Annotated in this window: 10 protein-coding genes and 1 tRNA gene; 1 reads left to right on the plus strand and 10 read right to left on the minus strand. The window is 59.2% G+C overall.

Annotation, left to right across the window (positions count from 1 at the left end; genetic code table 11):
• Window positions 1-34 precede the first annotated feature (34 nt).
• Complete coding sequence (locus AB4N64_RS00150) at window positions 35-2,455, minus strand: methyl-accepting chemotaxis protein (protein WP_460120894.1); 2,421 nt, start codon at window positions 2,453-2,455, stop codon at window positions 35-37.
• Window positions 2,456-2,556: 101 nt separating this feature from the next.
• Between AB4N64_RS00150 and AB4N64_RS00155 the strand changes: the two genes are divergently transcribed.
• Window positions 2,557-3,774, plus strand: coding sequence for an MFS transporter (locus tag AB4N64_RS00155; protein WP_460120896.1), 1,218 nt, complete (start codon window positions 2,557-2,559; stop codon window positions 3,772-3,774).
• Window positions 3,775-4,068: 294 nt separating this feature from the next.
• On the opposite strand, the gene AB4N64_RS00160 is transcribed toward AB4N64_RS00155, so the two are convergent.
• From AB4N64_RS00160 to AB4N64_RS00200, 9 genes are all read right to left on the minus strand, one after another.
• Window positions 4,069-6,381, minus strand: coding sequence for a T6SS phospholipase effector Tle1-like catalytic domain-containing protein (locus AB4N64_RS00160; RefSeq protein ID WP_460120898.1), 2,313 nt, complete (start codon window positions 6,379-6,381; stop codon window positions 4,069-4,071).
• Window positions 6,369-6,899, minus strand: a complete 531-nt coding sequence (locus tag AB4N64_RS00165) for a DUF3304 domain-containing protein (RefSeq protein WP_460126548.1) — start codon at window positions 6,897-6,899, stop codon at window positions 6,369-6,371. Before AB4N64_RS00165 ends, AB4N64_RS00160 begins: the two co-directional genes overlap by 13 nt.
• Window positions 6,900-6,997: 98 nt before the next feature.
• Window positions 6,998-7,528 (minus strand): DUF3304 domain-containing protein, encoded by a 531-nt coding sequence (locus AB4N64_RS00170; RefSeq protein ID WP_460120900.1) that lies wholly within the window; start codon window positions 7,526-7,528, stop codon window positions 6,998-7,000.
• Window positions 7,525-8,322, minus strand: a complete 798-nt coding sequence (locus AB4N64_RS00175; RefSeq protein ID WP_460120902.1) for a DUF4123 domain-containing protein — start codon at window positions 8,320-8,322, stop codon at window positions 7,525-7,527. Before AB4N64_RS00175 ends, AB4N64_RS00170 begins: the two co-directional genes overlap by 4 nt.
• Before the next feature lie 549 nt (window positions 8,323-8,871).
• Window positions 8,872-9,972 (minus strand): redox-regulated ATPase YchF, encoded by a 1,101-nt coding sequence (gene ychF, locus AB4N64_RS00180; protein WP_460120904.1) that lies wholly within the window; start codon window positions 9,970-9,972, stop codon window positions 8,872-8,874.
• 22 nt (window positions 9,973-9,994) lie between these two features.
• Window positions 9,995-10,579: an aminoacyl-tRNA hydrolase gene (pth, locus tag AB4N64_RS00185; protein ID WP_008037207.1), complete on the minus strand. Its 585-nt coding sequence runs from the start codon at window positions 10,577-10,579 to the stop codon at window positions 9,995-9,997.
• Between the two features lie 160 nt (window positions 10,580-10,739).
• The gene (locus AB4N64_RS00190) at window positions 10,740-11,339 is read right to left on the minus strand and encodes a 50S ribosomal protein L25/general stress protein Ctc (RefSeq protein WP_460120907.1); all 600 of its coding nucleotides are present in this window, start codon (window positions 11,337-11,339) and stop codon (window positions 10,740-10,742) included.
• Window positions 11,340-11,480: 141 nt separating this feature from the next.
• Window positions 11,481-12,422, minus strand: a complete 942-nt coding sequence (locus AB4N64_RS00195) for a ribose-phosphate pyrophosphokinase (RefSeq protein WP_003171603.1) — start codon at window positions 12,420-12,422, stop codon at window positions 11,481-11,483.
• Window positions 12,423-12,469: 47 nt separating this feature from the next.
• Window positions 12,470-12,544 (minus strand) — tRNA-Gln (locus tag AB4N64_RS00200).
• Between the last annotated feature and the right edge of the window lie 32 nt (window positions 12,545-12,576).

The raw sequence follows: 12,576 nt of genomic DNA on the forward strand, positions 1-12,576 counted from the left end.
TCCGCAAAGGGTGAAAAACCCCTTCCTGCCGCGATCATCCGAGCTGAAATCTCCCGGTATTAGTACTCAATGCCTTGCTGCCGTGGCTCAACGTGTCCGCCGCCAGGTTCACCGCCCGTGCGCCTTCGAGCAAGCGCACCGCCGCCTGATCGACCTGCTGGATGTTGCTGCTGACTTCATCGGCGGTGCTGGCCTGCTCGTCGACCGCCGTGGCGATCTGCGTCAGGGTGTCGGTAACGCTTTGCACGGCGCTGGCGATTTCCCCCAGGCGCTCGCCCAGGCCGGTGACGGCTTGGGCGTCTGACTGCGCTTGACCACACGCGGCCTCCATCAGGCTCACGGCTTCATCGACGGTATTGCGCAGGCTGTCGACGGTGCCGGCGATCTGCGCCGTGGAAGTCTGGGTGCGTTGTGACAGGCTGCGCACCTCATCGGCGACCACGGCGAAACCACGGCCCTGTTCACCGGCACGGGCGGCTTCGATGGCGGCGTTGAGCGCCAGCAGATTGGTCTGTTCGGCGACGCCGCGAATGGTGTCGACCACCAGTTGAATCTGCTGGCCTTGTTCACTGACGCGCCCAAGCGCCGCCGCCGTTTCATTCAAGCGCTGGTTGAGCTGCTGGATGCTCGCGGTGGTGCGTTGGCTGTCGCGGCTGCTATCAGCGGCGATGCGCTGGGTGTGCTGGGCGCTGCCGGAGGCCTGTTCACAGCTCTGGGCCACGCCTTGCGAGGTGGCAGCCAATTGCGTGGCGGCGGCGGCGATCTGGCTGATCTGCAATTGCTGCGCTTCGACTTCATTCAGGGCGCCGCTGGAATGCTGATTGAGCGTGCGCACCGCATGACTCAATTGCAGGGTCTCGTGATCGACTCCCAGCAGGCTCGTGCGCAGTTGCACCACGGCAACATTGAGCGCCGTGCTGATTGCCGCCAATTCATCGCGCCCCTCAACCGCGACTTGCAGGCTCAGGTTGCCGTCGCGCAGGGCTTCGGCCAGCAGCGTAATGCCGCTGGCGCTGCGGCGGATCGAGGCCTGCAAACAGATGAACAGGTACAGCGCTGCCAACAACAGGCAGCCAAAGACAGCCGCCACCACAATGAACTGGCGGATTGCCGAACCCTGGTAATCATCCAGGCGCTGATCCAGCGACACCAACGACTGCTGACGCAATGTGGCGAGGTCACCGAGCAGGGCGTCGAGACCGCGCTCGAATTCCTCGGGCTTGAGCTGGATGCTGCCGCCGAACACGCCGTCGTCCAGCACTTTCAGTTCGGCGTCGAGGTTTTTCAGGCTGTCGTGGTAGTGCCCGGCCCAACTTTGCAGGTTGCTGGGCAGACGCGCCTCCAGCAAGCTCGCAGTTTTTACAAGCTGTTCGCGGGCATCGCCGATGCGGCTGCGCAGGTCGCGTAGTTGCAGGCGGCTCTGCAGGGTGAATTGCCCGGAGACCACCGAGGCCTGACCGACACTCGCCAGCCGGCCGACGCGCTCGATCAGGTCAGGCGCGTGCTGGGTGGAAATTTGAGTCAGCAGGTAGGTTTCCAGCCATGGCGCCAGGGTCAGGCGATTGTCCATGGCGATCTGTTCGCGCAGCGCTTGCAGGGCACTCAAGGCGTTCGTGAATCGATCATAACCGTCGGGCCACCAGCCCACGCTGCTCAGGCTTTTTGAATCGAGGCCGTCGAGCGCGGTTTGCAGGGCCTGAAAGCGGCCCAGGGTCTGGGTGTCGGCACCTTCTGTTTGTAGCGTACCAGCCAGGTCGGTGGTGGCCTGGGTGAGGGCGGGCTGCACGGCGTCGAATGCCGACACGGCGGCGAGGGTCGCAGGCGTCGGCTGGCGATTGGTCTCGGTGGCGCGCCAGCGGGCGGCGCGGTCACGCTGGGCGGACAGCAGGTTATCCAGTGCGTCGAGTGCCAACAGTTGGCGCACGCCGGCGCGTTCGCCCGAGATCAGGCTCAACTTGGCCCGATAGTCCTGGCCGATCATTAGCAGGCTGCCTGCAAGTGGCAGGATAAATAGCAGGAACAACAACTGAAATTTGCGGGCAAAGCCAAAACGGCCCAACAACGAGATACCCGGCGATAAAAAAGCCTGCATGCCCCACGACTCCTGTGGGCACCACGCACCATTGGCGTGCGTCGAAGTCATTGCGACCGCGACTCGTGCCCCTTTTAAAGGCCTCGGAAGTTCACCCTGGTCAGCTCTGTAGGCCGATTCTGTAGCGAAACTTCCCATTCTCGACGTCCTTTGTAAGAACGCCGCGTTGAAGCCAATAACAAGGCAAGATTCAGACCATGGCGATGGGCTATTACCCATGGATGCCGACCTGTACCCCCTGTAGGAGCGAGCATGTCGAAGCGTCGAACCGTCGCGATGGTCGTTAACGATGACGCTGGACGCCTGGCACACCGCGGCGTTTTGACGTCCATCGCGAGCAAGCTCGCTCCTACAGGTCAACATGTTCCGTTCGTTAGCTGCCTAAGGGGATGGCGCATCTGCACCGAAAAATGGCACATTGACGCACCTGCCCGTGTGCACCCATCTGTTGTACGGAAATTCCCATGGCTATCAGCAATGCCCAGACCGGCACGACGCCGGCGTCCGCGACCCCACAAAGCAGTCCCCTGGTCATGTCCATCATCGGCGCCGTGGCGCTGGCGCATTTGATCAACGACCTGATCCAGTCAGTGCTGCCGTCGATCTACCCGATGCTCAAGGAAAACTACGGCCTGAGCTTCACCCAGGTCGGCCTGATTACCCTGACGTTCCAGTTGACCGCCTCGCTGTTGCAGCCCTGGGTCGGTTACCACACCGATCGCCATCCCAAGCCCTGGCTGTTGCCGGCCGGCACGGTGTGCACGCTGATCGGCATCCTGATGATGTCGGTGGTTGGCAGCTTCCCGCTGATCCTGCTGGCGGCCGGGTTGATCGGTATCGGTTCGTCGACCTTCCACCCGGAAGCCTCGCGCATCGCGCGCCTGGCTTCGGGCGGACGCTTCGGCCTGGCGCAGTCGACCTTCCAGGTCGGCGGTAACGCAGGTTCCGCGTTCGGCCCGCTGCTGGCGGCTGCGATCATCATTCCGTTCGGCCAGGGCCATGTGGCGTGGTTCGGCCTGTTCGCGGTGTTTGCGCTGTTCGTGCTCTACCGCATCAGTCGTTGGTACGCCAACCACCTGAGCCTGTTCAAGCTCAAGCAGGGCCATGCGGCCACCCACGGCCTGTCGAAGAACAGGGTGATCAGTGCCCTGGTGGTGCTGGGCCTGCTGGTGTTCTCCAAGTATTTCTACATGGCCAGCCTCACCAGCTATTTCACCTTCTACCTGATCGAGAAGTTCGACCTGTCGGTGGCCAGCTCGCAACTGCACCTGTTCCTGTTCCTCGGCGCAGTGGCGGCGGGCACCTTCTTCGGTGGGCCGATCGGCGACAAGATCGGCCGCAAGGCGGTGATCTGGTTCTCGATCCTCGGCGTGGCACCGTTCACCCTGATCATGCCGCACGTCGACCTGTTCTGGACCAGCGTGCTCAGCGTGGTGATCGGCTTCATCCTCGCCTCGGCATTCTCGGCCATCGTGGTGTACGCGCAGGAGCTGGTGCCGGGTAACGTCGGTATGATCGCTGGAGTGTTCTTCGGCCTGATGTTCGGCTTCGGCGGGATCGGCGCGGCCTTGCTGGGGCACCTGGCGGACATCCACGGTATCGAGTATGTGTACTTCCTGTGCTCGTTCCTGCCGTTGTTCGGGGTGCTGGCGATTTTCCTGCCGAGGACCAGGAAGGCCTGATAAATCCGGCCTGTGAAAAATCCCTGTGGGAACAGGACCTGTGGGAGCGGGCTTGCCCGCGATTAGGGTGTGTCATCGAGCGAAGATGAGACTGACACTCCGCCATCGCGGGCAAGTCGAATCGTCGCACCGCCGCTCCCACAGGGATTGCTTCCACAGTTTCAGATTGTGGTCAGTTCAACCATCCGCCTTGAGCCTGATCGTCGCATCCAGCCCACCCTGCTCGCGGTTGTACAGCGACAGGTGATCGCCATGGGCCCTGGCGATGGTTTGCGCGATGCTCAGGCCGCTTGATCAAACCACACCATCGCGGGCCTCCTTGGCTTGCGCCTCGAAAGTTTCCCAGCGTGCGCTGAGCCTTCTTTGCATATCAGCGAGAGTTTCGGCATCAAAGATCGAAGTCGGCGTCGGTCGCGGTTGGGAGTGACGGCTGTCGGCCACCATCACGCCGTTGACCTCCTTGAGCAGCACCAACTCCCGTCGGTTGGCTTCGCCGAAGAACACCATCCGCTCACTGAAATAGGTGCCCCCACGCTCACGGCCTTTGGCGTAGAGGAACCAGGCGCGCGAGTCGTGAACCTGATCGTCGAACAAGGCACGCAGTAATCCGGTGGCTTCTTGCGCATTACGGCTTTCATCCACGTTGTGGCGCGTTTTTTCATCGACGTGGTTGCGCTCGAATTTGGGCGGTGGGAACAGCTGGCTGACGCGCTTCATGCCCAGGGCCTTGATCGCCGCGCGCTCGGCTCGCACTTTCACAGTCATTTGATTGAGCATGATTGCCGGGAGGAGCGTCAGGGCTGCCAACCAGAGCACTATGGTTTCAATGTTGTCGATGTTGCGGTAGTCCAGGCTGAACTCCTGAGCGGCCTCGCGCAGTTGGGTCTGCGCCATGTCAGCGTCGAAGTCCTTGACGCCGGGCTCCATGGGTTTCTTTTCGGTGCCCGGGACACGTTCGTTGATCAGCTGTTCTTTTCGGATGTTTTTGATGGCGTTCTGTTTTGCTTCTCGCGCTGCCTCGGCTTTTTGCTGCACATAAGGATCGACTTGCGTGTCGCTTGCTTGTTGGTAAAACGCTGTTTGTCGGAGGCTGGAAAAACCGTAACGGTCGATGCGCCAGGCAGTGATCCAGCCCAGTTGGTTGCGCATGGCCTCTTCCAAAATGGTGGAGGCTGAGAGGGGTTCGTAGTAGTCCGTTTGCTCGGGGCTTAATGGCTGGCGAACTGGGAGCAAATTCAGAGTTATTTCGCGCCAAGCGTTGAAGCGTTCAGCCAGCACTGGCGAAACACCAAAAGCCTTTACCAAGTCGTCCTCCATTGCGCGCCAGTGCTCGGTTGACAATCCGACGGGTAAAGAGTGCTTTGGTACTTTCAGTGGCGCACCATGTGCGAAAGCGTCAGCGTACAAATCATTTAGCGCGATCTGCGAAAGCAGCAATCCATCTCCCTCCCAGGAAACAGAACTCAAAGCTTTCCCCTGATCTCCCGGCGGGTACCCTCCACCCACATCCGAATGCACCCCCGGATAAATCACCTCCATGGAATTAACCGGATACCCACCGCTCGCCCGACGAATCGACTCCGATGGAAAACACAACCGCTGCTCATGACTGGCCACCAGATGCAGGCAGCGCTTGACCAACCGGTCTGGTATTTCCTGGCTGCTATCGGCCCAGCCCATATGCCCGTCTGCCCCAAACGCAATATCGGCGAGACCCACCGACGCCACGGTGTCCAGCAACCCCAGGTACTCGACGCTGACGGGGAGGGTCAAGTCCTTGAAATTCAGCGAGGGCGTCGTGGCACTGCTGTCCAGCAACTGGTTGAGCCAGTTGACGAAGGCTCTGGCCGCTGCCGCACCGCGGGAAAATCCATACACATAGAGCTTGATGCCCAACAGTTTCGGGCGCGCCGGCAAATTGTCTTCCAGCGCTGTGCGTAGGGGCTGTTCAAGGGCTGCCAGCTGTTTATCAAACACGTTAGCTCGATTGGTCTCCCCGCCGGACTCCATCCCCACCAACGTACCCATGGCTTTGACGGAGCCGAGCAGCGCAGCGTTATCCATTCGGGGTAAATCCAGGCTGCGCCTGAGCGCATCGATGATCATCAACAACGCCCAGTTGATGCGTTCCTCGCCATACCACCCGGTAGCCATGCCCAGTTGGGTGTAATCCAGGTCACCCACTTCGGCAAAAGGTGTGCCGACACCGGGCATGTAGTATTTGAAATACTGGTTGTTGCCCGCGCTTGTGAAATCAATCAGTCCCCTCGCCTTGCTGCTGGCGTGCCCGGTGCCGCCCGCGTGGCCGGTGCCAATGCTGGCGCGGAACATCCTGGCGATATTGGTCGGGTTCGGAGGCGTCGACAGGTAGAGATCGTTGTTGAGGTTGTTGCCAGTGCCGTCGAAGCACAGACTGATGTGCAGCGTCTTGCAGCAGGGTGGCAAGACCCTGTGGCCAGCCGCTACGCTGAGAGCATCATGGTGACCAACTTCCCATTCGGCCTGGCGCCGCAGGTTCTGGCGAACTTGCCCCTCTCGGCGGGGCAGACGGCCTTGCACGGGATAGGGTGAGGGATACCAAACGCTGACATGGTTTACTGCGGACATGATTGTGGCTCCGGCAGGTTCAACGGGGTTTTGATGGGATATTCGGGGCTGCCATAGCCGTAGCAGGAGGTGGTGACTTGAAGTTCATCGCAGGGCAGGAAGTGCACGGTGAGTCCGCAGACTTTTTGGCCAGAATAGTCGGGAACAGGTACCACTTGGCTGTGCCGACGTTTTTGTGCGTCGATCCGCTCTACCCATTCAAGATACTTTGGCCAGTCACCAAAACCTGGGAAATCGTCGGAGTATGCAACTCCGGTTTCCCACTCAACACGCACCGTCATCCCCGGCTTCCACCGCGAAGACGCGATGTAACAACACCCTCCACCGCCCCCCTGATAGGGACCAATAATGTCCAACCCCGAGCGACCATTGACCGCGAATTGATTGATCGCCCAGTGAGTGTGGTTGATCGCTTCGAGGGTTCCCGCCGAGGTGTTTTGGGCGGTTAAAACCGACACCAGAGCCCCGAACAGAACGGCGCGACAACTGCCGCTTGAAAATATCGCCTTAGAGTTCATTCCCTCATGACGCGCAAGGTTTTGACGGGCGTGTCCCTCTCGACGCGGCAGACGGACCTGCACGGGAAAGGCAGGTGGATACCAAACGCTGGGATGATTCACTGCGGACATGATTGCGGCTCCGGCAGGTTCAACGGGGTTTTGATTGGATATTCGGGGCTGCCGTAGGCGTCGCAGGAGGTGGTGACTTGAAGTTCATCGCAGGGCAGGAAGTGCACGGTGAGTCCGCAGACTTTTTGGCCGGAGTAGTCGGGGATGGGAACGTATTTGCTGTGTTGGCGTTTTTGGGCATCAATGCTGTCAAGCCAGGCATCGTATTTAGCTTCGTCACCGAAACCGGGGAAACCTTTCGAACTGCCAACTCCAGTCTCCCACTCAATACGCACCGTCATACCCGGCTTCCACTGAGAAGGGGCGATGTAACAACACCCTCCACCGCCACCCTGATACGGACCAATAATGTCCAACCCCGATCGACCATTGACCGCGAATTGATTGATCGCCCAATGGGTGTGATTGATCGCTTCGAGGGTTCCCGCCGAGGCTTTTGGAGGAGTTACAATTGACACCAGAGCACCGAATAGGACGGCGCGATAACCGCCGCTTGAAAATGTCGGCATGGGGTTCATTTCCTCATGTCGCTGGAGGAGCTAACGCCAGCACCCAGCAACCTGCCGAGGAGGTAACTATCACGTTCCGAAGTGAGCGACAGTCCGTTCTGGAGTGCTTCGAACAAGGCCAGGCAGCACGCGTCAAATCGCTGCTGGGCACTCCAGTCGCTCGGCAGCGCTTCATGAAGATCTTCCGTCGCTTGCAGGGCGTCGCAGATACAAGCAAACGCTTGCAACTGCACGTCACTGAGTTCGATGTGAGTGAAGTTGTGTGGGCTCGGCGGCCTGTCAGGGTTGCCCATCAACCACCGAGGTTCACCATCGATATCCAGCCAGCTCCAGAACAACGCCGGGCGTAACAACACTTGCTGCTGGTCGACTTGCAGCACATGGCTGAACAGCAATGGAAATATCCGCGGATCGTAGTAGCGCAACAGCCCCAATCGCCCCGCATGGCGGGCTTCCAGGCATTGACCCAGATTTTCGGCCAGCACTTCAAACGGCCAGCAGGACGCCAGCACCAACAATTGCGATCGATTGTTCAGGAATTGGATCAGTCCCTTCAGCCATTGCCGCTGAAGCGGCTGCGCAAGATCGACCCGCACCAACAAAGGCGCCAGATCCTCGGCACTCGCCTCGGGCAGCCCAGTGAACAACGATTGCCAAGGCAGCGCGGGCTCGACGCTGAGGACACTGGACAACATCGGTGCACCGCCCGCCTGGTCGATGATGATGTCCAGGCAGGTGATGGAGGCCTCGGCGCAGGACGATTTCAGTTGTTCGAGCCAGGTATCACTGATGCTCGACGTCATGCCTGGGCCTCCCTGTACGCAATTAGGCGCGCAACAGGGATCGGCTTACGGTCGCGCGCCCAGCGGTTATGGCGGCTGTGGTCGAAGAAGATCGGGGGTGCGTTCATGCTCAAGCCTCCCTGGCCTGGTTGGCGCGGGAGGTTGTTTATCTACCCGCGGTGGATGCGGGACAGTGTTCAAGGGATGGAAAATAGTTGAAATAGGATGCTTCTGATGGTCGTGTAGGAAGCGTCCAAATGTTACAGCGTGAGATCCGTAGGAAGTTTCCAGATCCATACGAGTATCTGAAAACGCGACCTTTTCTGTAGGAGCGAGCTTGCTCGCGATGGACGCAAGAACACCGCGGGGCATCAGGTGTCCAGCGTATCGTTGACGACCATCGCGACGGTTCGACGCCTCGACGTGCTCGCTCCTACAGGGTTGCGGAGCGTCATCGTCCACAACCATCGTGGTGGGTCGACACCTGCACACCAATTGCGGGCCAAAGAAAAACCCCCTGGGAGGTTGAGTCCCAGGGGGTTTTGTCTGTCCGCCGTGTAAGAAAGCGACTTACACGTTGAAACGGAAGTGCATCACGTCGCCGTCCTTCACGATGTAATCCTTGCCTTCCAGGCGCCATTTGCCGGCTTCCTTGGCACCGGCTTCACCCTTGAACTGGATGAAGTCGTTGTAGGCGATCACTTCGGCACGGATGAAGCCTTTTTCGAAGTCGGTGTGGATCACGCCAGCGGCTTGTGGTGCGGTGGCACCAACGCGCACGGTCCAGGCGCGGACTTCTTCGACACCGGCGGTGAAGTAAGTCTGCAGGTGGAGCATTTCGTAGCCGGCGCGGATCACGCGGTTCAGGCCCGGTTCTTCAAGGCCCAGGGCTTCGAGGAACATGTCTTTCTCTTCGCCGTCGTCGAGCTCGGCGATTTCCGCTTCGATCTTGTTGCAGACCGGAACAACCACGGCGCCTTCTTCTTCGGCAATGGCCTTGACCACGTCCAGGTGCGGGTTGTTTTCGAAGCCGTCTTCAGCAACGTTGGCGATGTACATCACCGGCTTGGTGGTCAGCAGGTGGAAGCCCTTGATCACCAGCTTCTCGTCGCTGCCCATGTTCTTCATCAGGCTGCGCGCCGGCTTGCCTTCGGTGAAGTGAGCGATCAATTGCTCCAGCAGACCTTTCTGGACCACGGCGTCCTTGTCGCCACCCTTGGCATTGCGCGCGACTTTCTGCAGTTGCTTCTCGCAGCTGTCGAGGTCGGCGAAGATCAGTTCCAGGTCGATGATCTCGATGTCGCGTTTCGGGTCGACGCTGTTGGAGACGTGAATCACGTTCTCGTCTTCGAAGCAGCGGACCACGTGGGCGATGGCATCGGTTTCACGGATGTTGGCCAGGAACTTGTTGCCCAGGCCTTCACCTTTCGACGCGCCGGCCACCAGGCCTGCAATGTCGACGAATTCCATGGTGGTCGGCAGGATGCGTTTTGGGTTGACGATGGCGGCCAGGGCGTCCAGACGCGGATCCGGCATCGGCACGATACCGCTGTTCGGTTCGATGGTGCAGAAGGGGAAGTTCTCGGCCGCGATCCCGGATTTGGTCAGCGCGTTGAACAGGGTGGACTTGCCGACGTTAGGCAGGCCGACGATGCCGCAATTGAATCCCATGGTGTTTCCCCTCGGATTAGAGTCAGGCCTTCTGGCTGTGCAGGTTTTTCATCGCGCGGTTCCATTCACCGGCGAGGATATCCGGCAGCACGCCGAGGGCAAAGTCGATGCTGGCATCGAGTTTTTCCTGTTCGGCGCGAGGCGCGCGACCCAGGACGAAATTTGAAACCATACTGGCTACGCCCGGGTGGCCAATGCCAAGCCGCAAGCGGTAGAAGGTATTCTGATTACCCAATTGCGCAATGATGTCGCGCAACCCGTTGTGACCGCCGTGACCGCCGCCCTGTTTAAGCTTGGCAACGCCCGGAGGCAGGTCGAGTTCGTCATGCGCCACCAGGATTTCTTCGGGCTTGATGCGGAAGAAACCGGCGAGTGCCGCCACGGCCTGGCCGCTGCGGTTCATGTAGGTGGTGGGAATCAGCAGACGAACATCCTGACCCTGGTGCGAATAGCGCCCGGTCAGGCCGAAATATTTGCGATCGGCGACAAGGTTGACACCTTGTGCGTTCGCGATGCGCTCAACAAAAAGGGCCCCTGCGTTATGCCGGGTCTGTTCGTATTCAGCGCCTGGATTTCCCAGGCCAACGATCAGTTTGATGGCAGTCACGATAGGGGCCCTTCCTTGAAGTGGTGGATAACATCGCCGCCGGTGCAAGTGGCGGACGAAAAATGCTCATTTACCATGAATGTAAACTCCGCGTTCCCGCCCGCTTTCTCGCTACGTTCCAGTCCGCGATGTTTCCGTCACTCCGGCGTACAGAGTGAAATTACTCTGCAGCGCCTTCTTCGGTAGCTTCTGGAGCAACACGTGGAGCGTGGACGTTGGCAACAGCCTTGTCATCGCCGTGTGCCAGAGCAACGAACTCAACGCCTTTAGGGGCTTTGAGGTCGGACAGGTGAATGATCGAACCGACTTCGGCCTTAGCCAGGTCGACTTCGATGAATTCAGGCAGGTCCTTGGCTTCGCAGGAAACTTCGATCTCGTTCAGAACGTGAGAGATTTCGCCGCCTTTCTTGACCGGAGCTTCTTCGTTGATGAAGTGAACCGGTACTTTTGCAGTCAGTTTCTGGCCAGCAACAACGCGCACGAAGTCAGCGTGCATGATGAATTGCTTGGCTGGATGACGTTGCATGGCTTTAACGATGACGTTTTGCTTTTTGCCGTCAACGTTCAGCTCGATAACGTGGCTGTAGGCCGCTTCGTTTTCGAACAGCTTGGCCATTTCCTTGGCCACGATGGTCAGGGATTCAGCAGGCTTGTCACCACCGTATACAACGGCCGGGATGTTCAGAGCGTGACGCAGGCGGCGGCTCGCACCTTTCCCCAGGTCAGTACGCGCTTGAGCGTTCAGAGTAAAGTCAGTCATTTTGTATCTCCAAAATAGCCATCACCGGTTGGCGTTTGCGACCAGCGCCAGACACGGTATGGGCAAAAAAGCCCCGCCCCGGCAGGTGATGCCGGGGCGGGGCGCTTTTCGTCAACAGGGTGTTCGAGAAGGGCAGGGCCCTTAGCGGAACATCGCGCTGATCGATTCTTCATTGCTGATGCGGCGGACCGCTTCGGCAACAACCGGTGCGATATCCAGTTGGCGGATACGCGCACAGGCTTGTGCAGCTGCGGACAACGGGATGGTGTTGGTCACCACCAGTTCGTCCAGCACGGAATTTTCAATGTTCTCGATCGCCCGACCCGACAGCACAGGGTGCGTGCAATAGGCGAAAACCTTGGCAGCGCCATGCTCTTTCAAAGCCTTGGCCGCATGGCACAGGGTGCCGGCGGTGTCGACCATGTCATCGACCAGGATGCAGGTACGCCCTTCGACATCACCGATGATATGCATCACTTCGGAGTGATTGGCTTTCTCACGGCGTTTGTCGATGATCCCGAGATCCACGCCCAGGGATTTGGCAACGGCACGTGCACGCACGACGCCACCAATGTCCGGGGACACGATCATCAGGTTTTCGAAGCGCTGATCTTCAATGTCATCCACCAGTACCGGGGAGCCGTAGATGTTATCTACCGGAATATCGAAGAAACCCTGGATCTGGTCAGCGTGCAGGTCAACCGTGAGAACACGGTCGATGCCAACGACGGTCAGCATGTCAGCCACGACTTTCGCGCTGATAGCCACACGTGCGGAACGCGGACGGCGATCCTGACGGGCATAACCAAAGTAAGGAATAACAGCAGTGATACGAGTAGCCGAGGAGCGGCGGAAGGCATCAGCCATCACGACCAGTTCCATCAGGTTATCGTTGGTCGGAGCGCAGGTCGGCTGAATAATGAAGACGTCTTTACCGCGGACATTTTCATTGATCTCGGCAGTAATTTCACCGTCGGAAAACTTACCGACAGAGATGTCACCGAGAGGGATATGCAGCTGACGTACGACACGCCGAGCCAGATCGGGGTTAGCGTTCCCCGTAAAGACCATCATCTTGGACACGCGCAGTACCTGAAGGCTGAGGGTATACCTGGATGAGTATAGGAAAATGGCAGGGGCGGCTGGATTCGAACCAACGCATGGCAGGATCAAAACCTGCTGCCTTACCGCTTGGCGACGCCCCTGTATCTGTTGCAACGAGTACCCAGTACTCGGT

This window comes from Pseudomonas sp. S2_C03 (assembly GCF_054668405.1).

What these genes read in the sequence shown, in the direction of transcription:
- AB4N64_RS00150 (WP_460120894.1), bottom strand. Translation starts at nt 2,455, where the DNA reads ATGTTGACCTGTAGGAGCGAGCTTGCTCGCGATGGACGTCAAAACGCC.
- AB4N64_RS00155 (WP_460120896.1), top strand. Translation starts at nt 2,557, where the DNA reads ATGGCTATCAGCAATGCCCAGACCGGCACGACGCCGGCGTCCGCGACC.
- AB4N64_RS00160 (WP_460120898.1), bottom strand. Translation starts at nt 6,381, where the DNA reads ATGTCCGCAGTAAACCATGTCAGCGTTTGGTATCCCTCACCCTATCCC.
- AB4N64_RS00165 (WP_460126548.1), bottom strand. Translation starts at nt 6,899, where the DNA reads ATGAACTCTAAGGCGATATTTTCAAGCGGCAGTTGTCGCGCCGTTCTG.
- AB4N64_RS00170 (WP_460120900.1), bottom strand. Translation starts at nt 7,528, where the DNA reads ATGAACCCCATGCCGACATTTTCAAGCGGCGGTTATCGCGCCGTCCTA.
- AB4N64_RS00175 (WP_460120902.1), bottom strand. Translation starts at nt 8,322, where the DNA reads ATGACGTCGAGCATCAGTGATACCTGGCTCGAACAACTGAAATCGTCC.
- ychF (WP_460120904.1), bottom strand. Translation starts at nt 9,972, where the DNA reads ATGGGATTCAATTGCGGCATCGTCGGCCTGCCTAACGTCGGCAAGTCC.
- AB4N64_RS00190 (WP_460120907.1), bottom strand. Translation starts at nt 11,339, where the DNA reads ATGACTGACTTTACTCTGAACGCTCAAGCGCGTACTGACCTGGGGAAA.